The sequence below is a fragment of the Lysinibacillus sp. HST-98 genome, from assembly GCF_016757845.1.
GTDB classification, from domain to species: Bacteria; Bacillota; Bacilli; order Bacillales_A; family Planococcaceae; genus Lysinibacillus; species Lysinibacillus capsici.
Genome location: NZ_JAENHX010000010.1, coordinates 16,036 through 40,659, shown reverse-complemented (window position 1 = coordinate 40,659; position 24,624 = coordinate 16,036). Strand labels below are relative to the sequence as shown.

Below are 24,624 nucleotides of genomic sequence, written 5' to 3'. Positions count from 1 at the left end.
GGAGGTGCACAGCTTGAACATAGAAGAAATATTTTACTTACATAATCACACCATTTTTAAATACTTATATTACTTACTAAATGACGAAAAATTAGCGGAGGATTATACACAGGAAACCTTTGTCCGTTATTTGAAACATCATCAAACAATAAAAGAAGGGGCTGATCTTGCTTGGTTACGGTGCACTGCGCGTAACCTTGCCTATGATCATTATCGTCGAAAAAGGATCATTCAGTTTGTTCCTTTTTTACAACAGCATGAAGAACAAGTATCACCTTCTCCTCATCAATGGCTGATGCAACGAGAAGATGCCAAAATACTGTATCTTGCCATTCGAAAACTAAAAATTACCTATCGTGATGTGATTATTCTGCGCAAAATAGAGGGACTATCCATTGAGGAAACCTCCAATATTCTTGGCTGGAATGAGGGGAAAGTAAAAAACACATTAAAACGAGCACTCGTCGCATTAAAAAAACAGCTAGGAGGTGAGATGGATGAAGAATGATAAGAAGACATGGCAACACTTAGATGATTTAACGTTATCTGATCAGCAGGAAAAAATAATATTACGCAATATGACAGAGCCTTCAGTAATTAATAATCAACTATCAAAAAATAAATGGAAAATCCCTTCTGTAACATTGCTTTTTATAGTAGTTCTTTCTTTTTTAGTTTTATCTTTTGTTCAACGTCCTAGTGATTCTCCTACGACAATGGATTCCTCCAAAGCCATCCAACGAGTCTACTTAAAGGAGAATCTGAACAAGGAAACCTTTATAGCAAAGGATTCTTGCCTTTATGTTCCTCAGCAATGCTATGCTCATTCAAAGGCTATTACACAGCTACAACAAAATTGGGACAACGCTTCTCCTATAACAATATCCGCTAGTCAATGGAAAAGTGGTACTAGCTATGATATTTTGATTCTCTATAATGACCATACACAAGAGAAATGGAAGGTACTCAATAACAAGATTTTCTTCAATGTTGAAACCCAGCAAGCCTTTCTGATTGAAGAATCAATTGACTCTTTACGCTATTTTTATGATGAGAAACGGTCGAAGAAACTGATTTTAGGGAACATTTTCATCTTACTTATGCATTTCATCCTATGGATTGCTAAAAAAAGAATGCCTTATACAGAACGTCGCTTTTTCGCTGCGACAGTTGAGCATGCCATTGCCAATGCCATCATGCTCGTATTGTTTGGAGGTATTTCATTTGGTATCTATCTTGTACAGCATACTATTCATGCAACAATTATTTATGGCCTTTTTTCACTCTACTCCTTTATGCAAATCTATTATCGTAAAAAGGCTGGCGAACCTCAGGGTTACTTAATTGCTAGCGCTCTTGTTCAGCTTTGTATAGCGGTAGCTTTTACATGTTTATACCTTGGACTGAATGTCTATTTTTAATAAAAAAATGTACTGTCTCCATGAAGGATCAGTACATTTTTTTACTATAGCTTACTTACAAGCTCCAACAACGCTGTCAAAGAGTCCACCTCATAGGTAGGTGTCACAGCCCCGTTGGCGATATTGCTTTCACGATTAATCCATACATTGCGCATTCCCACACGAGATGAACCCAAAATATCAGTATTAAGATTGTCGCCAACCATAATTGCCTCGTCCGCTGTAATACCTGCTTTTTCCATCACATACTCAAAAATAGATGCGTCCGGCTTCCCTTTACCAAAGTCACCTGAAATAATAATATGATCAAAATATGGGGCAATTTCTGGTGTGATTTCTAGCTTTAAATTTTGCAAACTCGGAGCGCCATTTGTAAGCAATACAAGCTGATATTTTCCTTTTAATTCGTCTAACACTGCAAAAGTATCTTCGTATAAAAATGGCGCTACTTTACGCTCGGCTACAAAGCGCTCTCCCAGTTCCTCTCCAAACGCTGTATCTTCAATACCTAGAGCAGCTAACCCTTTTGTCCAAGCCGCTGCACGATAGCTAGGCACAATTTCTTTCATTTTTTGGAAGGAATCCGTCGAGTCGTCAAACGTTCCCCATAGACCTTCAAATGGATTGATACCAATTAATACCGTATAATCATATGTTTCATAACTCTCATATAAAGCACGTGCCTCTCGGCGAACAGCTTCCTCTAGCTCAGCAGGATTCACATTATGTACTGTTGCTGCATAGTCACATGTTTTTTCAAATGCAGTTTTGACTGATTTTTTATCCCATAGTAGTGTATCATCTAAATCAAAAATAATTGTATTTATCGACATTTTTGTCCGCTCCTAGCTCCTGATTAATACTACTATTTTAGCATATTTTCAAAATATTTAGGATAACTAATTACGTACAATTCCTCTATCTAAAAACAAGCTGTGCGTCAAATCTTCACAGCTTGTCTTCTATTAATTATGTTTATTACGCAAACGGTTCATTAAACTCTGAAGGTCTGCTCTTTTTTGTAGTGTTTCTTCTTGTAAAATTTCTATATGGTAAATACCATCTTTTTCTTCTATCTGAACACGATCACCTACTTGCACAGGCTTGTTCATGGCTGACTGTGAAATAATGAGTTGTTCCTCTTCTGCTGGAAACTTTAAAAAAACCGCATAGCCATCTTCAATACGATCCAATGTGTATTTACTCAAGCTCACTTACAAGTTCCCCTTTCTCATTGCGTAATTGCGCTGCATCTCCATCATTTAACCATATTTGTTTAGTTGTCCATTTCAAATAATTTTGCCCTTCCCGCGCATTGGTTCCACTAGTAATATAAATCGTTTTCCCTGGCTGTAAAGAAAGGTTAGGGAAATTATAAACTTGATGCCCTTCAATTGAAATAAGCTGCCAATCTTTTAAAGATACTGCGTGTTGTCCACTATTTTTAATTCCTACAATTTCAGTAACTAGATCCTTGCTAACGATTTCAATAGCTGTTGTCGGTTCTTCTTCTTTAGATCGTATATTACCAGTTGCTACACTAGAAGTTTCCTTACCGTTCACCGTATAGTTTACCCCATCTGTTGACACCGTAATCGTTCCTAAATCCGCAGTGGCATAGATTTTACTACCAATAGCCTGCAAACGGTCCACAATTTCAGCATGTGGATGACCATACTTATTATCCTCTCCATAACTTAATATCGCGACCTTTGGTTTTACAGCCTGTATGAACTCCTCTGAGCTACTTGTATTAGAGCCATGATGTCCCGCTTTTAAAACTGTTGCTTCCACATCATACTGCAACATTTCCTTTTCTAATGCCACTCCCGCATCTCCTGTCAATAAAAAAGAGACATTCCCATAAGTCATTTTTAAGACAATCGAGGCATCGTTATTATCTGTAGCCTGATCATTGGCATTTAAAACTTTCACATTTACCTCCTTATCAAATTCGATATCATCACCGATTTTTGGCACATGATAAGGAATATTTTTTTCATCGATACGTGTTAGCATCTCTTCAAAAGTTTGCGATGTATGTACTTTTCCCGAATCATAAAATTGCTCAATCGTCATGTTATCTAATACAGGAATAAGCCCTCCAATATGATCAGCATCTGGGTGTGTTGCTACTACAATATCAAGCTTATTTATCCCAAGCTCTTTTAAATAAGAGACAATCTGTTGCCCTGCGCCCTTTACTCCCCCATCTATTAGCATCGTTTTACCACTTGGTGATTCAATCAGTATAGAATCCCCCTGCCCTACATCAATAAAATGAACCTGCATTTCATGACCGGATGTTACTGGGATTTTCTCTGTCTTGACTGCCTCGTTACAGCCAGCTAATAAAAAAATACAAAGGAGTAATACTATTATTTTTTTCATCTACTATCTTCCTCTCTATTTTCCTATTATACAAAAAGAGAGCTAGCCATGGGCTGCTCTCCTTTTACTTTAAACAAATATCCACCATAAAATCATCGTAATAATAATGCTCACAAGCCCTTGGAGTAATGTGGCCACCGTTTGGGCTTTATAGGCTTGTGTTACTTCCATACCACTATACTGCGTAATCACCCAAAAGAAGCTATCATTCACATGGCTAACTGTCATTGCTCCTGCACCTATTGCCATCACCACTAATGCTAATGGTACCGCTCCATCAATTCCCAATGTCACAAGCATTGGGGCTACTAAAGTAGATGTAATCACAAGAGCTGTTGTGGAAGAACCTTGAGCCGTTTTCAACGCTGCTGCTACTATAAACGGCACAAGAAGGAATAATGTACCTGAGGCAAACATACCTAAATCCATCTCCTGAAGCATTTCTCCAACACCAGCATTTTTTATAACAGTTCCAAACGAACCACCAGCCCCTGTTATAAGTAAAATTGGTGCTGCTTCTTTTAGACTTTCGCCAATCCAATCTGTTAATGTCGTTTCATTGATTTCAGGTAATAATAAAAAGGCTGCTGCTACACCTAAAAATAGGGCCACTGTTGGAGAACCTAAGAATTTAAAGATGGTATTGAAAGTCGATTCCGTATCACCAACTAATGCTGCTATAGAACCCAAACCAATTAACACAATCGGCAGAACGATTGGTAAAAATGCTTTAAATGTTGAGGGCATTTTACCAAAGGATTTAATGACTTCCTCATAATCTAATGCCTCTACCTCATCTTCAGGAACGCGAATTTTTGTCGCCACTTTTACTGACCATAGATAACCTACGAATGTCGCTGGTATCGCGACTAGTAAACCAATGACAATGACTGTTCCTAAATAATCAGCTGCGCCAATATTTCCTGCTGCTGCAATAGGCCCTGGAGTTGGTGGTACTAATACATGCGTCGCAAATAAGCCAGTTGCTAAAGCTACTGCCATAGATGCAATCGTAACATTGGCTCGCTTTGCTAATGATTTTTGCAAGCTAGATAAAATAATAAAGCCAGAATCACAAAATACTGGTATGGATACGATATAGCCAATTAAAGACATCGCTAATTGCGGACGTTTAGGTCCTACAATTCTTAACACTACTTCTGCCATTCGATAAGCAGCACCTGATTTTTCTAATATTAAGCCTATAATAGTACCAGCAATAATGACTAAACCAATACTTGTCATCAAGCCTCCAAATCCAGTATTAATACTTTCCACTACTGTCAATAATGGCATACCTGAAGCAATGCCCACGAAGAAAGCACTGATTAATAAAGCTAAAAACGGATGAAGCTTTAACTTAGCCGTTCCTAAGACAACAAATAATACCCCTATTAATATAATAATGAACAACATCTAGTCATCCCCCTTTTGTAAGTAACGCTCTATCATTCTTCTTGTTTTTAACCGAATAAAGTGAGCAGGTTCTTGCATTGCCTGCTGCACACCAATCTCTTCATCTACCAATGACTCAACAACTGTAAAATACGCTTGTAATGCTGCATTTGCCTTTGTATCAATTCCTCCAGACAGCAGCATCGACTCTACATTCGCTTGCTTTGCAGCTCTCGCTACACCTAATGGTGCCTTACCATGTAATGTTTGGAGATCCGATTTCCCTTCACCCGTTATCACTAACTGTGCTTCTGCTAAATGAGCCTGAAGCTGTACAGCGTCCAGCACAAGATCAATTCCTGCATGGAAGGTTCCTTTTAAAAAAGCGATTAATGCGCCCCCCATTCCCCCAGCGGCTCCCGCACCTTTATAATCATGTAATCGTATAGTAAATTGAGCTTCAACAATATCTGCAAAATGCTTTAAACAACGATCAAATTCTGCCACCTGGTGTTTTTGAACACCCTTTTGTGGACCAAAGATGGCAGTGGCTCCTCGTTCACCAATAAGCGGATTATCCACATCACAGGCAATCGTAAATGTTGCTTCTGCTAATCTAGTATCTAGTAGACTCATATCTATGCCATCTAATTGCATAAGGTTAGAAACACCAGCCTCAAGTTCCAACCCTTCCGATGTTAAGAATCGCACACCTAATGCTTGTAACATACCAGTACCCGCATCATTTGTAGCACTTCCACCAATGCCAATAATAAATTTTCTAAAACCTTGATCAAGTGCGGCTTTAATTAATTGTCCTGTGCCATAAGATGTAGCTAGTTCAGGATTTTTCTCATTTTCTTGTAACAGCATAATACCAGATGCTTGAGCCATCTCTATTACACAGGTTACTTGATCGCCCAGTACACCATATTGAGCCTGGATAGCTCTTCCCAATGGATCAAGCACAGTTGCTGAGCAATATCGACCATCTGTAGAGGCAATAAGTGAGTGCAGTGTACCTTCACCACCATCTGCCACTGGTAGTATAATTGTTTCAATTGAATGATCCACATCTAAGATTCCTTTTTGCATTGCCTTTGCTACTTCAACTGCTGACAGAGTACCCTTGTAGGAATCTGGACTAATGATAACTTTCATGTTATACCTCCACTTATGTCGTCCATTGACATTTACGTAAATTTTCATATCCCTAAGTTAAGCGCTTACAATTTATTATAATGACAATAAATTCAGAAAACATTATAATAAGTGTACAATTTATCTGTCATATAACAGGCTGTTTTTTATGCGAGGTGTATAAACATGTTGACAAAAAAATTAGCAGAAGACATCGTCCATCAAACGATGTTGCGCTTGCGTCACAATATTAATGTTATCAGCCCAAGTGGGGTCATTTTAGCTTCTGGAGATAAAATGAGGGTGGAAAATATTCATGAAGGTGCACTATATGTAGCACAGACAAAAGAGACTCTAATTATAAATGAGGAAAATATAGCACTTTATCCAAACACAAAACCAGGCATCAATATGCCAATTATGTATCAAGATGAGGTTGTAGGTGTTATAGGTATTACAGGAGATTCAGACGATATGCTTGAAATTGCTAATCTCGTTCAACTCACAACAGAGATTATGGCCCATCAAGCGATTGTTGAATCTAAAAGCGAATGGCAACGAAAGAATAACGATTACATATTTGAAGCACTCGTTCATGGAAGTAAGCTAGACGGAACCTTAACTGAACGGATTCAGAAATTACCATTTGCTCTTTCGGGCCCTTTTCAGGTGATTTTAGTGAGCTTAAATGAAGCATCCTACGCAGAAAATACAATACCTTTCTTTTTTGAGGATCTATTTTACAAACAGCCTATTCTTGCTGGTCATAGCCAATTACAGGAATACTATATCCTACTAACAAGTTGTATGGAGCAAAATTGCCGTCCTATTATAAAAGCACTGCGTAAGCAGAAGCAGAAACTTCCCTCCCTTCAAATTGGTGTAGGGCCTGTGGTTCAGCATTTATCTCAGCTTCCCTATAGCTACCAAGGTGCCAGAACAGCTCTAAAATTTGCTGCCATCCATAATGAATTGACGTTTTTTGAAGATGTCGAGTTATATTCCCTTTTTAAACCTCGTGAATCGGAGGAGGTACAAGCATTTTACCGTCGTGTACTCAAAAATTTAGACGCTAAACAATTGGAAACATTACAATCGTTTTTTGATTGTAATTTACAGCTAAAGCATTGTGCTCAGCAATTGAATATTCATCGACATACACTTACTTATCGTTTAAATAAAATAAGGGAATTAACAGGCTATGATCCGCAATACTTTGAGGATGCTGTTCTGCTAAAAATGGCCTGTACCTTGCGAACACTACAAACAATGAAGGCAATCTGAATATCAGATTGCCTTTATCTTTAAGCCTTATATAATTCATTTAAAAATTCAATTTTCTTCCCAATAGCCTCTTCAAAGGTCATGATATAGGCAGCAGGATCTTTTGGATTATGGAATTGTGTAATTCTCCCTGTTTCGGGATGAACAAATTTTGAGGATGCCCCACAGCCAATTCCTAAGATTGTCTGCACTTCTTCCATAATAACGATATTATAAATACTTTCTTCTCCCGCTTTACTATAGCCGACATTTTCTAAATTACCTAAAATATTTTTCTGACGATATAAATAGTATGGAACATAATCATTTTCTTTTGTCCAAATTTGGGCCATTTCCATCATTTCAGCTACCGTATCACGGTCGGCTACTTTGTATTTATCCTTATTACGCGTCATCTCTGATGCACGTTTAAATGATAGGGTATGAACAGTTAAAGACTCTGGCTGCATTTTTGCCGATTCCTCTAATGAATGTTGGAATTCTTCAATCCCTTCATTTGGTAGCCCAATTATAAGATCCATATTAATATTGTTCATACCTGATTCTCTTGCCAGCCAAAACTTATCAATGGTTTCCTGAACCGTGTGATGACGACCAATTGCTTTTAATGTTTCATCAGTATAAGATTGTGGATTTACACTAATACGATCAATACCCCATTTTTTTAGTACTTCTAATTTTTCTGGTGTGATGGTATCAGGTCTTCCTGCTTCAACTGTCACCTCTCGAATTGTTTCAGGGTTAGGGAATGATTCATACATCGTTTGATATAAGGAATCCATTTCATCGGCCTCAATTGAAGTCGGTGTACCACCACCCCAATAAATGGAGGTAATTTTCATATTATTGTCCTTCAGCCATTTGCCCATTTCGCGCAATTCAATATGCAAGCCATCTAAAAAAGTCGTAACACGCCCTTGCTTACGATTGCTACCAATCGCATAGGCTGGGAAAGTGCAATATGCACATTTGGTAGGGCAGAATGGAATACCAATATAAACACTGATTTCTTGTCCAATGGCATCAAGATCAGGAATGGTCACTAGTTGTCGGTCCACAATTTCCTTTAATAGTCCAACTTTTTCCTTTGATAAGCGGAAATCTCGAATTAATAGATCAGCAATTTCTTGCTCACTTTTACCTTCTTTTCTAAATTTATGATACAGCTTTGTTGGGCGTACACCTGTTAAAATCCCCCATTGCTGATGCACTCCAGTATGCTGTTCAAGAACATCTAAAAATACATGTGACAATGCACGTTTTATACGAATATTTAGCTCACGATCTGTTGCTGGGGACTCATATTGAATACTGTACTCATTCGTGTATTGCTTACCATCTACAATCAAGTTTGCTTTTGTAGAAATGGAAAAATCGTCTCCAGTCTGATAGTCAAATGAAGCAGACATATCTGCTCCCATTGGTTCAACCTTCAGCTTGGAATCCTCAAAAAATAAATTCGCAATATGATTTAATACGCGAATCCAATCTTCAGGATATTTTTGATCTATATGAATAATTTTCATTTCGTTTCGCTCTCTTCTTTTATATATTGCAGATTTAAGTTTAACAAATTTCTATGACTATAAGCAAAATAACAATTAGAATCTATAAAATAACAGAATATTCTGTTTAAATATAGACAAACTATTTTTTTGTCATTATAATTTTCAGAAAAGGTGGTGTCGAGAATGTTTATTTTAAAAAATAACAATTATAAATCTGTTTCGAGCTTTATTCCTCAAGTAGAAGTAGCATTCCACCATTTTGATTTAGAGCGCTGTGATGAAAAAACATTATATGTCACGGTAAAACTTAAATACGGCACACATAAAGTACTTTGTGATTTTATTTATATTATTGACCAACAAGAAATCTATGGCGCTATATCAATTAACAAGCATTATGAAAAGGCAAGGGTATTTATTCATCAGCATTTTCAGCAATTTTTATTGTATTCAGATGAAATGGTATTAGCTAAAAACTTTATGAGTACAAACCCCTTTAAACAATGTCTCCAACAATTGGCGAAAAAATATCCAGCCTTTATTTCCTCAAAGAACCATTACACTCTAGCAATGGCTGAGTAACCACAAATAAAAATAGTATGCCAAGCATTGTTGGCATACTATTTTCTTAATTATTTTAAATATTCATCCACAAATTCAACAGGTACATATGTCTTTGTTTCTTTTAAGGTCGGTGCGACTGTTAGTGTACGTAATGCCTTATTATAGCCAAATGTTTTTTCACCGCGAGTAATTGTGTAAGACATATTCCCTTTTGAAAGGATTGCCCCCTTGCCTGTAGAATCCACTTTGAAGCCAAGCTTTTCAGCGATCACACGTAATGGCACCATTTTTGTACCAGCTACTTCGTAAGAATCGGATGCAATAATATTATCAATTTCTTCATGTATTGGATTCTTAGTAGTTGAGGAATCATCGTCCAGTACAATTACTTTAGATGGTGTTGTTTGAGCTGGAATACTTTTAGTAGAGGCTGTATAGAAAACAACTAGATGCTTCTCTGCTAAATCTTTAGCGTCTACCTTTACACCTTTTTCATTGAGTAGCTCTGTTTCTTTCGCAATATTTAATTTTAAAATATCATACGTATTAGTTAAATCTTCAAAGAAATAATCCACTTCTACAAAACCAACTTCTTCTGTTTCAACGATGACAACCTCTGGATCGAATTGTGGTGGATAAATATATTTTTGCGGTTTGTTAGCAAATGTATAAGCTAATACTCTATCACCCTTTTGAAGCTCCACTTTCTTCCCAGTATTGTCGAACACGAGCGTATCTTTAGTAATTTCTAATACATTTGTTTGCTCGCCTTCTTTTACTGTGTAATATGTAATATTTTCCCCAACACGAACATCTTCCACTTTACCACGAGTATCATTAAAAATGTGTACGGGATCAATTTGTATTTGTGGTACCTCTGCTTCTGTAGATTGCTGCTCATTTGCTAAAGCTACCGGTACAAGGGCACTTCCAAATAATAATGCAGACATAGCTGCAGGTGCTATTTTTTTCATGTTCATAAAATCTCTCCTTATTGTTTGGATTCATAGTAGTAGTAGTTTTAAAATGGGAAAAGTTTCAGTGCAAACAGAGGATTTCATGAGAAAGAGGTGGCAGTAGATACTGCCACCTCTTATTTCTAGTCTTTAACAATCTCACTCAAACCAGTAATATCAATGCCATTTAAAGCTTGAGTAGCAAGGCGGTCCGCTTCCGAATTATCCTTACGTGTAACAAGCTGGTATTCAGCTTGAATGTGAAGTTGCTCAAGCTTAGCATCAATTTTATCTGCCCAGCTTGCAAGTTCTTTTTCCAATGCTGGCCATTCCCCATTCAGCTGATTGATGACCACTTGTGAATCTCCTATAATACGCACAGGCAAATGGTGGACATTTAAAAGTTCAAGCTCTACTAAGGCTAAATAAAGCGCTGCATACTCTGCCTCGTTATTTGATTTCAATTCAGATGAAAAGGCATTCCTTCTCAATCGTAAAGGTTTACCATTTTGTTCATAATAAATAACGCAGCCTAGTCCTGCTTGTCTTGTCCCACGATCAAAACCTCCATCAAAATAGATTGTAATATTATGAGGCTCTGTATCAATTTCCTTTAAATATGCTTTTAGCTCTTTAAGTGACCAATTTGTATCTTGCCGATCCATACAATGTAGGGATTTTACCCTTCCCGTTCTTTCCATATCCTCTGCAAGTAAAAGTGCTTGAGCTGCAGGCATTTCAGCTGAACGTAAAACTGTTGTTGCTCCTTTTGGTGTTTTATAGGTCCATTCAATGATGACATGCATATTCATAACCTCCAATACTCTTTAACTGGTCCATAAAGCAAAAACGTGTACCGACCAATAGCGGATACACGTTTTCCTCTTACTTGTTATATGTGCAATTCCTAGAAAAATTATTCCTTTTTAAATTGCGATTATCACCTTTTATTGAATTCCTTCATATAAACCTTGGATAGGTTTTATTAAAATGCGATTTACTTCTTCGATTACTTTACTTACCTTCATTTCTGCCTCAAGCATCGTTGAAATTTTTTCATTTTGCTGTGCTAGCTGTGCCGCTTTTTGTGCATAGACAAGCTCATCTTCCAAAATATCCTCACCAGCTAATTGCTTTTTCTGTAATTCGATTTGGATTTTACGGAAGTTTTTAAAGACATTTAATGCCTCTTCATCATTTTTAACAACTTCAACAGCAGCTTTTAACGCTTCAAATTCTGGAATCTTACGGAAAGTTGCTTCTAGCGCATTAATGTCATTATAAATATTAATCATTCATACAATCTCCTTTTAGATAAAGTAAACAATCAAGCCTTGCACAATCCCAATCAATCCACCAAGAACTGCACCTAATACAGTAATCATTTTAAACTCACGTTTTGAAATACCTAATACAAGCTCCTCTAACTTCTCTACTGGGAATGAGTCAACCTGCTCTCGCACAACCTCTTGTAAATTTAAACGTTTTAGTACATCCTCAAGTTTTTCCTCTGCCTTCACAAAAGCCTTTTCTATAACTTGTGGAATCACGGTATACTTCGCCCAGTCATTTCCTTCTGGCCAATAATAAGAAATCGGTTGATTTAAACGTTCAGAGATTGCTAATTGTTCTTTCACGTACACTTGTAATTTCGATAAAATGGGGTCAAATTGAACATCTTGCAAAAAGTCCATAGCTGGTCGATCTTTGAATTTTTCCCATTCCTGTGAAAATATTTTTGTTAGTAATGTTGTTGTTCCTGGTGCTTGCAAAAACTTCACAAGTTCACGTTGTACTTTCCCAACTAATGAAGAGGAATCACCTAAGAACATATTGATCATGCCGCCTAGAGACCCTTTTGATGATAAAAAGTCATCAATCATTGCCTTAATCGTCATTTCACCTTCTGGAGATAAAAAATAATCCTCGCCTTTTTCTAAAATATGCTGAACTGCTACTGGAATTTTAGCATCAATTGTATTTTGGATATCATCTGATAGCAGCGTACGAATTGATTTTGTTGATAGTGTATTCTTTACCGACGAAAATTGTCCCTCAACAATTGCTTCAACCTTCTGTTCAATGGTAGTAGGTAAATGCGAAAACCCTGCCAAGTTTAGCCAATCCTGAATTGTTTTGTCGTTTGTAAAGATTGTTTCTTCAACTTTTGTTTGAACAAAGTGTTCTACTTTGTCTTGAATATCCTTAGAGAAAAACTTTTTTCTAAATGTTTCAGGCGTTAGTAAATAATTAACTACAGTAAGACCCAGCTGTTTTGCTAATTCATCACGGCGTTTGGGTATAAGGCCTGGTGTAAACGGTACTCGCCAATTTTTAATATATATCGCTTTATATGGACGAAAAAGCATTTTAATGGCTAAGTGATTTGTAACGCCCCCAATTGCAGCCCCAATGATAGCCATAAAAAGTAATGTCACTATAAAATTATCCATTAGTATCCTCTCATTTCAATTGTATTCAAGATTGGCGTATTTTGTCGCCTTCTGCACTCATTATAGCAGAGCAATGATTTTCAACGAAAGAAATACCCCTTTAGAATTTCAATTTCATCCTACTTACTTCTATGAAAAGTGAATAGTTGCAAAAATACCGTTATACTTGAATAATATGACTACATACTATAAGAAGCGAGGTTTGATGATGATTCAACATTTCAGTTTTAAACCACTATTTGAAAACACGCAACTACCTGGGTGGGCTATTTCATTTTTTTATCAAAGAGAACGATACCAAGCGGAGTATTTAAAGGACGGTACGATTGAGTGGATAGGAGCCATTCCATCAGACGAGGAGGTTGTTAAAAAAATGATACATGAGCTTATGCTGTTTCATGTATACGATTAAATTTGATAGTCAATTTTTCGTTGTGATCCCGTATAAAAATACCTATATTTACTATTAATAACACGTCATTTAAGCTAATTATGTTGAATCCTGTTGAAATTTGTATATTTTTCTTATACATTTAGGATATCAGCTTAATAGTAAATATTTTTTATGCAGGGGGCCATTTCAATGAGTAAAGTCACACTTTCGGATGACTTAAATAGCTATAATTCAAAAGCGTTAATTCGTGTAAAAGTAAAAGAATTTTTTTCAGAATTTTCCGCCAAAATATTCGAATTAGCGGATGAGGCGGGTGCTGTTAATAGTAAGAAATTCGAGGAGCTTTCTGGCTATAAAAGCGACTTTTACAATGAGTATTGCAGTCAACTAAAGGGCTTTTTTGATTCTTCTACTAGCTCTTTCGGCAAGAAATCGATTAAAACGTTCTATATAACGTATAATAATAAGAACTATGTTTTAACACAGCAAGGCATAACGGAAAAAGCACCTGTATCTATCGCACCGTTTACAGGTGAAATACCTTTAAAGGAAACGGTTCATGATGTTGAAAAAGCGTGTTTAAAATTACGCTTTCAGCAAGAATAAATAGGGCAAACATTTAGAAAGGGGGGTCTCAAATGAAGATTGAGACTCCCCCTTTACTATAAAAAATAATTCATTTAAAAAAATCCGCAAGCTAAAGCACTCTTGAGATTTTTGACGTGTCGTATTATATGAGATGCAAAATGCTTCTTTCCCTAAACAAACTATCTTTGATCTTTCTAAAGTTAGCATATCGCCATGGTAATTACAATCTTTTGGTATTTGAATCTAGTTGCATTTTTTCAAAAGATCCATGAAAAACAAGTGAAAAAGTTGTTGTCAATATTTGAGTTTTTCTTTTAAATAATTTATGATTGAAACATCCAACAATTTTTTAAATCATAGGAGGTGTACACTTTGTTTACTTCCCTCATTCGGGCGGGAACAAAGGAATTATTTGGACGGAGACATATTGGAGATAACCATTAGGTTGGCGGCATTCGCCCTACTAATTATAATGACTGGATTTTTCGTTGCAACTGAATTTGCAATCGTAAAAGTGAGATCTACCCGCATTGATCAATTGCTCGCGGAAGGGCATAAAAAAGCGAAAAATGCAAAACGTGTTGTTTCAGATTTAGATGAGTACTTATCTGCATGCCAGCTAGGTATTACCATCACTGCACTTGGTTTAGGTTGGTTAGGTGAACCTACATTTGAAATCATTTTACACCCAGTGTTTGAATTTCTAAATTTGAATGGTAGTATTACATCTATCCTTTCATTCATACTTGCATTCTCAATCGTTACGTTTATGCATGTTGTTATTGGGGAATTGGCGCCAAAAACATTAGCCATCCAAAAAGCAGAATTTGTCACATTAAACTTTTCTGGCCCATTAATTATCTTCCACAATATTACGTATCCCATCATTAAGCTATTAAATGGCTCTGCCCGTGGTTTAACAGGTCTTTTCGGCTTAAAAATGATGTCAGAATCAGAAGTGGCTCATACAGAGGAAGAGCTGCGTATGATTTTGTCGGATAGTTTAAAAGGTGGAGAAATTAATAACTCAGAATATGAATATGTTAACAGTATTTTCGAGTTCTCTGATCGTCTTGCAAAAGAAATTATGGTTCCTCGAACTGAAATTGTCGGCATAGAAAAAGAGCTAACAATTAAAGAAGTGTTTGATTTAATGGGTGTTGAGCAATATACTCGTTATCCAATTCTGGATGGAGATAAAGATCATATTATTGGCTTAGTTAACATGAAGCATTTATTAACCGCTTACATTAAAGATCCTAAAAATGGTGATAAGCCTGTCATTGATTATATGCAACCTATTATTCGAGTGATGGAAACAACGCAAATTAACGATCTATTACTAAAAATTCAACGTGAACGTATTCATATGGCCATTTTAATGGATGAATATGGCGGAACATCTGGTTTAGTGACGATTGAAGATATTATTGAGGAAATTGTCGGCGATATTCAAGATGAATTTGATGAAGACGAAATCCCGGAAGTACAAGAAATTGCAGAAAATCATTTTATTTTAGATGCTAAGATGCTTCTTGAAAATGTAAATGATATGCTTGGTACTGACATAGAAGATGATGATATTGATACTATCGGTGGTTGGTTCATGACGAAGCGTTTTGATGCGGTCGAAGGTGACAGTATTGAAGAGCAAGGTTTTGAATTTATCGCAAAAGAATTAGATGGTCACCATATTTTATACTTAGAAGTTCTGAAATTACCTAACAGTGATTTATCAAATGAATATGACGCGGTCATTGACTAAAATTGATTTGAATTGCCATACTTGTCGTGGTACTATTAGAAGCACGCTTGTATAACCCAGGCTATAAATATGGTCTTTTCTACACACCTTATATAGGTGGGAGCAACGACCGTAATAAATAGATTTAAACGACTCCCTTTTTAAAAGGGGGTCGTTTTCTAATGTCCGAAAGTTTTGCGAGGAGGAAACAAAATGGAGCTCTATACAAATTTACGTCAAGGGGAAAAAGGTGCATGGCTATCCATTGGTACATATCTAATCCTAAGCTCTGCTAAGCTTACAATAGGCTACATTGGTACATCTGAGGCCTTAAAAGCAGATGGTTTAAATAACACAACTGATATCATTGCTTCCATCGCAGTACTGGTTGGTTTACGCATTGCCCAAAGACCACCTGATTCCAACCATCAATACGGGCATTTACGAGCTGAGACAGTTGCCTCTTTAGTCGCATCTTTCATTATGCTTGTTGTCGGTCTCCAAGTATTAGTTAGTTCCTTAAAAAGCTTATGGGAGCCCACTGGTACGACACCCTCACTGTTAACTGCCTATGTAGCAATGGGTAGTGCTGTTGTCATGTATGTGGTTTACCGCTATAATTTGGCACTATCTAAAAAAATTAAAAGCGCCGCTGTTAAAGCAGCTGCCTTTGACAATCGCTCTGATGCACTTGTCAGCATCGGGACAGCCATTGGTATTTTTGGAGCCATTTTCGGCTTTCCAATCATTGATTCACTGACAGCTCTCATTGTTGCCTTTTTAATTATTAAAACAGCAGTAGAAATTTTTTGGGAAGCTGTGCAAAGTCTTACAGATGCATTTGATATTGATGAAGTTGAAACGTTATCGGTCTTAATCCGTAACGTGGACGGGGTAATAGAGCTTTTAGACTTTAAAGGACGTGCCCATGGCAATATGTACTTCATCGACGTAACTGTCACAGTAGATCCTTATTTAAATGTCTTTGAAAGTCATCGCATAACCGAAGAAATCGAGCATACCATTATGCGTGAAAATCGCTTTTGTCAGGTTCTTGTGCATATTGAGCCACATATCATTCCTCCACAAAACGAAGATAAGCCTCCTACCAATTGATTGGGTAGGAGACTTTTTTTATTTAATAGCTATATAAATATCCACTTGTGAATCATGTGGGTTAGCGCATCGTTCATCATACAGTTCAAAGTCGCCTGTATATGTTCGTTCAACTTTAGAATTTGCAAACCATGCCCAAATCTCTTGCCAAGTTTGAATGACAACTTCAGGCATCGTGCCTTTATCTGATGTAAATACTAGATACTTAGCTGCTGGAATCATTTTAACTACTAAATCTGTTGGAATGTCATCATTATTTACCTCTACTCCTAGTGTAAGAGTATAATTACCATTCACATCCGTTTCATAGTCTGAATACAAACCATAGACATGACCATTTTTTCGTTCGGCTATTTGGCCCGCAATATTTTGCTGATAAAAGTCATCCCATAATTGTGGAATTTTAGCATGCTCTGTTATTTCATTTGCATTACTTGTTTGAGTTGAAATACCAACGATGTTAAATGCGGTTAATTCAACTACTTTTGGTTCCTTCCCTTCACTTTTTCTCCATCGCTTCAAACTTGGCAAAAAGGAAGTCAGCATATTACGTGCTTCATTTTCTGGCATACCACCTTCCATAAGATGCGGTACACAAATTTCAATCATTTCTTCTACTGTTAACTGGGGTTGTTTAAACTTGCCTCCCTCGTAACAATATATACAATACTCCAGAATTTTGTCCCCATCTTTTTCAGTACCCAATAATGCCTCTTCTACTAAAGGCATACCGCAGCTTTGACAATAGCTTTGCATCGTCATTCCACCTTTCGCTTTATTTGTACTTACTATAGCAAAGGAAACCTGACAACTGTCTGTCATCAATTATCTAGATTTTTATATAATTGAACAATTTCTAAAGCTCGTTTTTGAATAATATCTCTTATATAAAGTGGTGCCATAATTTTAATGCGATGCCCAAAGCTTAACAAGAAACCATAAAGCCATTCATCTTCGGGTATAGATATATGAATCATAGATTGTTCATGGTCTATATGTTCTGCACCAAAGGATTCCTCCACCAATGTTGTAATGTCTTTATCAAAAGAAATGACCAAATCGACTACGTTTTGCCGTCGATGCCATTCTTTACCCCAAGGGAGTTCACTTAAATTCACTTCCTTACGCTCGAAGGTAGAATCAGCTTGAAACAAATGTTTCATTCTCGCAAGCTTAAATAAACGAAAGTCCTTTCTTAATGTACAATAGCCATACAAATACCATATCTTCCCTTTTTGAACAATTGTATGTGGTTCGACTATTCGGCTTGTTTGCTCACCATAAGTAGTAGAATAATGAAAGCTTATACAACGATTATTCTCTATAGCTGTCTTAAGCATCGTAATATGCTCTTTAAAGAGAGCGTTTGGTCCCCATGGACTAAGATCAACAAATAGATGGTCCATTGATTGTTTTACATGATCATCAGCAATACTCGTTATTTTCTCGAGCACTGCTTCAGCGTGGGAATCTTCATAGGTAGTCAAAGCACTTTTAATCGCAATAGAAAGCGACGTGAGCTCATCCTTCGTCAAAACTTGCTTATCAACGCGATAACCATCGATTAAACTAATGCCACCGTTTACGCCTTGCTGACTAATAACAGGTACACCAGCACAGCTCAGTGTTTCAATATCTCGATAAATGGTACGAATCGAAACATTAAATAACTCTGCTAACTCCTGTGCCTTAACCTTTTTACGGTTGATTAATATCATCGTCATGGTTAGAAGTCTCTCTAATTTCATGGTAAAATCTCCTTTCTTGTCATCCCATTATTCCTATATATACTGCTATTTTAATTAATAACCTATCTTTTTAAGTATTTTTTAAGTACTTTTTGAGTATTTTTTAAGACAAATGTACTATAATAACGCCTAATTATTGTTACAAAAATTATACTATTTTAACAATAAAAGAAAAAACAAGGCTTATGCCCATATACAACTTTCATTAACAATACTATGTTGTTTCATTTTTGTATAAGAATAGTTTGATTTTAACGCCTAAGCAATTATTTCAATTCTCTTAACACAACATAAAAAACTTTTATCTTCTATATAATGAACGGCGAAATTTTCTTTGAATGGATTTGACGCGATATGACAAACACATCGGGATTCATTGACTCTCACCCGTGAAAGAACGACAACATAAATTGCTTTTTTCTGGCATCAAATTTTTAATATTGAGTGATTTTCACTTTTCTTGCCCTTCTATATATATAGGAAGCCTTTTCACCCAAAATGAACTAGAGTTTAATGTTTTTAATTTAATTGTATAAAGGAGAGTTTGATGTGATTCGAGCCGTTTTAATAGACAATGAACCGTTAGCTTTACATTATTTTCAAAATAAACTACATGCCTTTCAACAAATTCAGGTGATTCAAACCTTTACAAGCGTAGAAGTATTTCTGAATGAACTACCAACTATGGAATTTGAGGCTATCTTTTTAGAAGTAAAACTTCAAGAATTATCAGGACTTGAAGTTGCTGATATTATCAAAACGGAACGTCCACAAGTCAGTGTAATTTTCATTACCTCCTATCATGAATTTGCATTACAAGCCTATGAAATTGGCAGTCTCGACTATGTATTAAAGCCTATCAGTCATGCCCGTTTAGAAAAAACTGTAGCCCGTATTGATCATGAATTTTCAATTCAGCAAATGCTTCAACAAGCTATACAAACTGTATTAAATGTACAATGCTTCGATCAATTTGCCGTCTATAGTAACAATAGTTTAGTGGCATTTAAAACAGAAAAGACAAAAGAATTGTTTGCTTATTTTATTTTACATCCAAATATACCGATTCATCGAGATTATTTAATTGAAATTCTATGGCCAGATTTAGATTATGTACGGGCCAAATCAAATCTTCATACAGCTCTATCTTATTTAAGGAAAACTCTAAATACAATTGGCTACGAAAACTGTATTGTCTTTTCAAATAAATACTATATCTTTGAAAAGCCAAATATCGTATGTGATTTATACGATTTCCAAAAACTTCATGAAGATTTTTCAAGACTTGAATTTCCCTCTATTTCTTTGATTAATCAATGTCTTTCTATTTATAAGAATGGCTTATTTGTTTTTGATGATTATGAATGGTCAACTGCCTATAAAGATAAATTAATGAAATCATACATAGAGCTATTAGAAAAAGGGTTTCAAACAACGGTCTTTTCAGATACTGAAAGAGCTATGGAATTTTTACATGCATTAATAGAGTATGATCCCTATAATGAACAAAAACTTGAGCACTATTTATATACGTTAATACAGGCAGGCCTTCATGAACAGGCACTCAAAATTTTCCAAACATATACACAAAAACTAGAGGAAGATTTAGCACTAACGCCAAGTTCTACATTATTAGAGATATCTAAAAAATTATTTGTTCAACATAAATAATGAAAAAACGGCGAGTGCTTCTATGTGAGTAGAAGCTCGCCGTTTATTTACATCCCACTACCTTCAGTTAGCCCGTGCTTAACAGCATACAGCGCTGCCTGTGTACGGTCTTGTACTTGAAGTTTTGTAAAAATATTCGAAATATGGGTTTTCACTGTTTTTTCCGTGACAAAGAGTGAGGATGCAATTTCCCGATTACTCTTTCCTTTTGTAAGCTCTGCTAGCACATCCTGCTCACGAGGTGTCAGCGGATTTAATAAATGGGGTGCATTCTGAGACTCCTGACGATCCATTTCAAGCGTTGTCGTTGCTTCAGGATGTAGAGTGTTTTCACCACGCATAATACGACGAATGGATAAAACCAATTCATCTGGCTCAATATCTTTTAACTGATAGCCTGCCGCTCCTGCCTCCATTGCTGGAACCACATGATCTCGATCAGAAAAGCTAGTAAGCATTAAAATTTCTATTTGTGGAAACTTCGCTTTGATGCGTTTAGTCGCCTGAATGCCATCCATTTCAGGCATGACTAAATCCATTAAGATAATATCTGGTTGAATGCTTTCTGCTAATGCAACGGCTTCGTGCCCATTTTTTGCCTCTCCAACAACCTCAATATCCTTTTGTGTCTTTAAGAAAAACAGTAGTCCTCTGCGCACCACGTGATGATCGTCTGCAATTAATACACGTATCATGTCCTCTCCCCCTTAATATGGCAAGCGGATTAGCAGCTCCGTACCTTTGCCAATTTCACTTACCCAGTCGGCAGTTCCACCCACTGATTTTGCGCGATCTTTGATAGATTGTAAGCCCATCGAAAGCAACTTTGTATTGTTGTCAATGACAAAGCCTCGTCCCTCATCACGAATAACCAACAAAATATCTGTTGATGTAACAGTAATATACAATGCTGCCTCTAATACACCTGCATGGCGACGTACATTATTTAACGCCTCTTGGGCTACGCGAAATAATGTTTCTTCAATACGTGAGGGAAATTGCAATACGCCTGAAACTGTAACATGTAGTTTTAAGCCAAGCATTTCAGCGTATACTTTCATGGCCTCAAGTAAACCATTTTCTAATCCTTTAGGTCGCAATTGCCAAATTAACGCACGCATCTCTGTAAGTGCGTCTTGTGTTAAATGCTGAATTTCTTTAAATGTTTCTTTCACTTCGTAATCATCCGTCATTTCAATGCCAGCCCTAGCTGTTAACGTAACAGAGAAGAGTAGTTGATTGACTGAATCGTGTAAATCACGGGCTAGGCGATTACGTTCCTTCACAAGTGCCATTTCCTGCTCCTGCTTTGTCAGTAAAATTCGCTTAATAGCTGAACCCATCTGAAAGGCAACCGATTCTAATAAAGCAAGCTCCTCCTCTGAAAAGCGCACTGTATCCTTAGATGCGACATTTAATACGCCAAATCGTTCTTGTCCAGATTGAAGGGGTACTGTCGCATGATGCGTGATGCCTTCATGATCCCCAACATTTGCGGCTATGGCACTTTCAATACGCTGACACTCGATAATGTTGGAGGCTTTTTTTAGCTCTTCATTACGATAACGCGATACACACCAACAACCGCCCTTTTTTAAATAATGGCAATTGTTATATTCCAATGCCTCTGGTAGATTTTCATGGACAACAAGTTCTGAACGCCCCTTTGCATCAATAAAAAAAATCCAGCCTGTTTCAAAATTGGTGCCATTTAAAAACTTGATGAGCGCACCTTTTAGCATTGTGACAATTTCAGTTTCTTCATTTAATAGTTCAGCAATTTCTTTTAAAATACTGATATTGGAATGCTCATTCTCCCTCACGAAAACACCTCTTCTTTAGCATTACTATTGTTAATGATACCATTAAGCTATTGAAAGCGTCTGCTTCCACCGTTCATACTTTAGACTGAAATTCATCATATACCTTATTTTGTGTAAGTTGATTTACATATAAAACTAGAACCACTATAATCGAACAAGGACATGGTTTATGAAGGGAAGATTGAATATGTCTAAAAAAGAAGAAAATGGCTTATTATTAATTTGGATTGTTTCTGCTATAGCAACGTTAGGTTCGTTATATTTTTCTGAGATTCGTCATTATGAACCTTGTAAATTATGTTGGATTCAACGTATTTTTATGTACCCAATTGTTATTATGACGACAGTAGCATTTATACAAAAAAATGCGCGTATTGCTGTCACAACAGCTGTATTTTCTGTGATTGGCGGCTGTATTTCACTTTATCATTACGGAATTCAAAAGCTTAGCTTTTTAGCTGAAAATGCTCCCTCCTGTGGCGCAGTTTCTTGTACAGGACAATATATTAATTGGTTAGGCTTTATTACTATTCCGTTTTTAGCATTAACTGCATTTATTTTAATCGCAGGGGCAAGCTTTTATTTAATAAAAGCTTCTAAAGCTGCAAAATAATCGGAAGACCGTGTTCTACCTTTGGAATACGGTTTTTTCTACGGAGGAAGATCTATGTTTCATTATGAAATTGCTGAAGATAACTTAAGTGTGGAAGAATTGCTACGTAATCAATGGCGACTTGGTAAAAAACTCGTTCATGAATTGCGTATGGCCAAAGCCATCACATTGGCAAATGATGAGCTGATTCAATGGAATACACCTTTACAAACTGGAACAATAATCAAATTTACGTTTCCTGTTCCAACTTCTAGCTACAAACCAACACCTGTATGTGCTATTGATGTAGTTTATGAGGATGACCATTGTTTAATCGTATCAAAGCCAAAAGGTATGGCAACACATCCTAATGATGCTCGTGATACACATACATGTATGAACCATGTTATGGCACATATCAAAGAACAAGGTGGCATTTATGCTGAACATGTTCATCGTCTTGATAAAGGGACACAGGGCTTATTACTAGTAGCAAAGCACCCTTTAGCAAAGTCCATTTTCGATCGAATGATTGAAGAAAAAACCATTACTCGTACGTATGCAGCAGAGGTGCAAGGTAATTTACGAACGTCTTCGGGAACGATTGCTGAACCAATTGGCAAAGACCGACACCATGCCACAAGACGTGTTGTGTCCAAAACTGGACAGCATGCTGTAACACACTATGAAGTGGTGGCACGTTACAAAAATTCCTGTGTCGTTCATCTCATACTTGAGACTGGGCGAACACATCAGATTCGTGTGCATTTAGCCTATATCGGCCATCCAATTATTGGGGATACAATGTATGGTGCACGAGAAACAGCAAGTGATGACTACGAACTGCATGCCATTCAATTAGAATTTGACCATCCTTTTTTAAATCAACGTATTATCGTCAAGGACGAGCAATAAGAAAAATCCCGCCTCTATTGGAGTGCGGGATTTACTCTTTTTTAAAAATCAAATTTAAAATGATCAGGATCTTGTCCAAATCGTTGGTTACGATTTAATGTTGCCATTTTCTCCATTTGATCTTGGGTTAATTCAAAATCAAAAATCTGTGCGTTTTCCTCAATTCGGCTCGGTGTTACGGATTTGGGAATAACGAGTGTATCATTTTGTAAATGCCAACGCAGTACCACCTGAGCAGGGGTTTTATCGATTTCTTTCCCAATCTCAATAATGATAGGATCAGCAAGTACACCACCACGTCCTAGTGGAGACCATGCAGTAACAGCAATTTGATGCTCACTACAAAATGCGCTTAATGGCTGCTGTTGTAAATAGGGATGTACCTCCACTTGATTCACCATTGGTGCAGTATTGGCCTTAGCCAATATTTTTTCTAAATGATGCTCATGATGATTCGATACACCTGTTGCGCGAATTAATTTTTCATCGTAAAGACGCTCAATAGCTCGATATGTTTCTTCAAATGTTTCAGGGACAGCCCAATGTGTTAAATATAAATCTAGGTAATCCATATTTAAATTCTTTAGCGAAACCTCAAAAGCTCGTAATGTTGCATCATATCCTTGGTCATTATTCCATACTTTTGTTGTAACAAAAATATCTTCACGACGAATGCCTGAAAGACGAATTGCTTCTCCTACCTCTACCTCATTCCCATATAAGGATGCTGTATCAATAGCTCGATAACCGTATTGAAGTGCTTTATCAATAGCCTGTAATGTTTCCTCACGTTCTGTCATTTTGTAAACACCTAAGCCAAAACGAGGCATTTCTACACCATTTGATAATGTTTTCGTTGATTGTAAATTCAAAAAGCACAACCCCTTTCTTATCCTAGTACCATTATACAAAAAATTGGAT

At 36.7% G+C, this 24,624-nt stretch carries 26 protein-coding genes; 11 read left to right on the top strand and 15 right to left on the bottom strand.

What is annotated here, in order from left to right; all coding sequences use genetic code 11:
• The first annotated feature begins 13 nt into the window (after nucleotides 1-13).
• Together JIN86_RS19245 and JIN86_RS19240 are read left to right on the top strand one after the other, a co-directional pair.
• A complete protein-coding gene (locus JIN86_RS19245; RefSeq protein ID WP_004230787.1) occupies nucleotides 14-508 on the top strand; it encodes an RNA polymerase sigma factor in 495 nt (164 codons plus the stop codon).
• Complete coding sequence (locus JIN86_RS19240; RefSeq protein WP_202342635.1) at nucleotides 498-1,421, top strand: hypothetical protein; 924 nt, start codon at nucleotides 498-500, stop codon at nucleotides 1,419-1,421. Before JIN86_RS19245 ends, JIN86_RS19240 begins: the two co-directional genes overlap by 11 nt.
• Nucleotides 1,422-1,465: 44 nt before the next feature.
• On the opposite strand, the gene JIN86_RS19235 is transcribed toward JIN86_RS19240, so the two are convergent.
• From JIN86_RS19235 to JIN86_RS19215, 5 genes are all read right to left on the bottom strand, one after another.
• Nucleotides 1,466-2,254 (bottom strand): HAD family hydrolase, encoded by a 789-nt coding sequence (locus JIN86_RS19235; protein WP_004230791.1) that lies wholly within the window; start codon nucleotides 2,252-2,254, stop codon nucleotides 1,466-1,468.
• 132 nt (nucleotides 2,255-2,386) lie between these two features.
• A complete protein-coding gene (locus JIN86_RS19230; protein WP_004230793.1) occupies nucleotides 2,387-2,635 on the bottom strand; it encodes a DUF3006 domain-containing protein in 249 nt (82 codons plus the stop codon).
• Nucleotides 2,622-3,812 (bottom strand): MBL fold metallo-hydrolase, encoded by a 1,191-nt coding sequence (locus tag JIN86_RS19225; RefSeq protein WP_202342634.1) that lies wholly within the window; start codon nucleotides 3,810-3,812, stop codon nucleotides 2,622-2,624. The genes JIN86_RS19230 and JIN86_RS19225 overlap by 14 nt, the downstream gene beginning before the upstream one ends.
• A 69-nt stretch (nucleotides 3,813-3,881) precedes the next feature.
• Nucleotides 3,882-5,228 carry a GntP family permease gene (locus JIN86_RS19220; RefSeq protein WP_202342633.1) on the bottom strand — a complete coding sequence of 449 codons (1,347 nt, stop codon included), beginning with the start codon at nucleotides 5,226-5,228 and terminating at the stop codon, nucleotides 3,882-3,884.
• Nucleotides 5,229-6,368, bottom strand: coding sequence for a glycerate kinase (locus JIN86_RS19215; protein ID WP_202342632.1), 1,140 nt, complete (start codon nucleotides 6,366-6,368; stop codon nucleotides 5,229-5,231).
• Nucleotides 6,369-6,533: 165 nt separating this feature from the next.
• On the opposite strand from JIN86_RS19215, the gene JIN86_RS19210 reads away from it, so the two are divergent.
• Entirely contained in the window at nucleotides 6,534-7,631 is a 1,098-nt protein-coding gene (locus tag JIN86_RS19210) for a CdaR family transcriptional regulator (RefSeq protein WP_004230798.1), read from the top strand.
• Nucleotides 7,632-7,651: 20 nt separating this feature from the next.
• On the opposite strand, the gene JIN86_RS19205 is transcribed toward JIN86_RS19210, so the two are convergent.
• The gene (locus tag JIN86_RS19205; RefSeq protein WP_202342631.1) at nucleotides 7,652-9,157 is read right to left on the bottom strand and encodes a coproporphyrinogen III oxidase; all 1,506 of its coding nucleotides are present in this window, start codon (nucleotides 9,155-9,157) and stop codon (nucleotides 7,652-7,654) included.
• A 165-nt stretch (nucleotides 9,158-9,322) separates the two neighbouring features.
• On the opposite strand from JIN86_RS19205, the gene JIN86_RS19200 reads away from it, so the two are divergent.
• Entirely contained in the window at nucleotides 9,323-9,721 is a 399-nt protein-coding gene (locus tag JIN86_RS19200) for a hypothetical protein (protein WP_202342630.1), read from the top strand.
• Between the two features lie 50 nt (nucleotides 9,722-9,771).
• On the opposite strand, the gene JIN86_RS19195 is transcribed toward JIN86_RS19200, so the two are convergent.
• The 4 genes from JIN86_RS19195 to JIN86_RS19180 form a co-directional block, all read right to left on the bottom strand.
• The gene (locus JIN86_RS19195; protein WP_202342629.1) at nucleotides 9,772-10,683 is read right to left on the bottom strand and encodes a stalk domain-containing protein; all 912 of its coding nucleotides are present in this window, start codon (nucleotides 10,681-10,683) and stop codon (nucleotides 9,772-9,774) included.
• A gap of 119 nt (nucleotides 10,684-10,802) precedes the next feature.
• On the bottom strand, nucleotides 10,803-11,465 hold the full coding sequence (locus tag JIN86_RS19190) for a ribonuclease H family protein (protein WP_202342628.1): 663 nt from the start codon (nucleotides 11,463-11,465) through the stop codon (nucleotides 10,803-10,805).
• Nucleotides 11,466-11,606: 141 nt separating this feature from the next.
• Nucleotides 11,607-11,954, bottom strand: coding sequence for a YlbF family regulator (locus tag JIN86_RS19185; protein ID WP_004230811.1), 348 nt, complete (start codon nucleotides 11,952-11,954; stop codon nucleotides 11,607-11,609).
• A 15-nt stretch (nucleotides 11,955-11,969) separates the two neighbouring features.
• Complete coding sequence (locus JIN86_RS19180; RefSeq protein WP_009373414.1) at nucleotides 11,970-13,112, bottom strand: DUF445 domain-containing protein; 1,143 nt, start codon at nucleotides 13,110-13,112, stop codon at nucleotides 11,970-11,972.
• Nucleotides 13,113-13,320: 208 nt separating this feature from the next.
• Here JIN86_RS19180 and JIN86_RS19175 point away from each other — a divergent pair, with 208 nt between their 5' ends.
• The 4 genes from JIN86_RS19175 (at nucleotide 13,321) to JIN86_RS19160 (ending at nucleotide 16,954) form a co-directional block, all read left to right on the top strand.
• Nucleotides 13,321-13,524, top strand: a complete 204-nt coding sequence (locus tag JIN86_RS19175; RefSeq protein ID WP_004230813.1) for a YheE family protein — start codon at nucleotides 13,321-13,323, stop codon at nucleotides 13,522-13,524.
• Nucleotides 13,525-13,695: 171 nt separating this feature from the next.
• Nucleotides 13,696-14,112 (top strand): hypothetical protein, encoded by a 417-nt coding sequence (locus JIN86_RS19170; protein ID WP_004230814.1) that lies wholly within the window; start codon nucleotides 13,696-13,698, stop codon nucleotides 14,110-14,112.
• Nucleotides 14,113-14,539: 427 nt separating this feature from the next.
• Nucleotides 14,540-15,859 carry a hemolysin family protein gene (locus tag JIN86_RS19165; RefSeq protein WP_004230815.1) on the top strand — a complete coding sequence of 440 codons (1,320 nt, stop codon included), beginning with the start codon at nucleotides 14,540-14,542 and terminating at the stop codon, nucleotides 15,857-15,859.
• A gap of 192 nt (nucleotides 15,860-16,051) precedes the next feature.
• Complete coding sequence (locus JIN86_RS19160; RefSeq protein WP_004230816.1) at nucleotides 16,052-16,954, top strand: cation diffusion facilitator family transporter; 903 nt, start codon at nucleotides 16,052-16,054, stop codon at nucleotides 16,952-16,954.
• Between the two features lie 18 nt (nucleotides 16,955-16,972).
• Here JIN86_RS19160 and JIN86_RS19155 read toward each other — a convergent pair whose 3' ends face one another.
• Nucleotides 16,973-17,710, bottom strand: a complete 738-nt coding sequence (locus tag JIN86_RS19155; protein ID WP_202342627.1) for an effector binding domain-containing protein — start codon at nucleotides 17,708-17,710, stop codon at nucleotides 16,973-16,975.
• A 65-nt stretch (nucleotides 17,711-17,775) separates the two neighbouring features.
• Nucleotides 17,776-18,702, bottom strand: a complete 927-nt coding sequence (locus JIN86_RS19150; protein WP_004230819.1) for a helix-turn-helix transcriptional regulator — start codon at nucleotides 18,700-18,702, stop codon at nucleotides 17,776-17,778.
• Between the two features lie 549 nt (nucleotides 18,703-19,251).
• On the opposite strand from JIN86_RS19150, the gene JIN86_RS19145 reads away from it, so the two are divergent.
• Entirely contained in the window at nucleotides 19,252-20,373 is a 1,122-nt protein-coding gene (locus JIN86_RS19145; RefSeq protein WP_004230821.1) for a response regulator, read from the top strand.
• 47 nt (nucleotides 20,374-20,420) lie between these two features.
• On the opposite strand, the gene JIN86_RS19140 is transcribed toward JIN86_RS19145, so the two are convergent.
• On the bottom strand, nucleotides 20,421-21,068 hold the full coding sequence (locus tag JIN86_RS19140; RefSeq protein WP_004230823.1) for a response regulator: 648 nt from the start codon (nucleotides 21,066-21,068) through the stop codon (nucleotides 20,421-20,423).
• Nucleotides 21,069-21,080: 12 nt separating this feature from the next.
• Nucleotides 21,081-22,196 carry a GAF domain-containing sensor histidine kinase gene (locus tag JIN86_RS19135; protein ID WP_004230825.1) on the bottom strand — a complete coding sequence of 372 codons (1,116 nt, stop codon included), beginning with the start codon at nucleotides 22,194-22,196 and terminating at the stop codon, nucleotides 21,081-21,083.
• A 187-nt stretch (nucleotides 22,197-22,383) separates the two neighbouring features.
• On the opposite strand from JIN86_RS19135, the gene JIN86_RS19130 reads away from it, so the two are divergent.
• Together JIN86_RS19130 and JIN86_RS19125 are read left to right on the top strand one after the other, a co-directional pair.
• The gene (locus JIN86_RS19130; protein ID WP_036219444.1) at nucleotides 22,384-22,809 is read left to right on the top strand and encodes a disulfide formation protein C; all 426 of its coding nucleotides are present in this window, start codon (nucleotides 22,384-22,386) and stop codon (nucleotides 22,807-22,809) included.
• 54 nt (nucleotides 22,810-22,863) lie between these two features.
• Nucleotides 22,864-23,703 carry an RluA family pseudouridine synthase gene (locus JIN86_RS19125; RefSeq protein ID WP_202342626.1) on the top strand — a complete coding sequence of 280 codons (840 nt, stop codon included), beginning with the start codon at nucleotides 22,864-22,866 and terminating at the stop codon, nucleotides 23,701-23,703.
• 41 nt (nucleotides 23,704-23,744) lie between these two features.
• Here JIN86_RS19125 and JIN86_RS19120 read toward each other — a convergent pair whose 3' ends face one another.
• On the bottom strand, nucleotides 23,745-24,575 hold the full coding sequence (locus JIN86_RS19120) for an aldo/keto reductase (RefSeq protein WP_202342625.1): 831 nt from the start codon (nucleotides 24,573-24,575) through the stop codon (nucleotides 23,745-23,747).
• Nucleotides 24,576-24,624 lie beyond the last annotated feature (49 nt).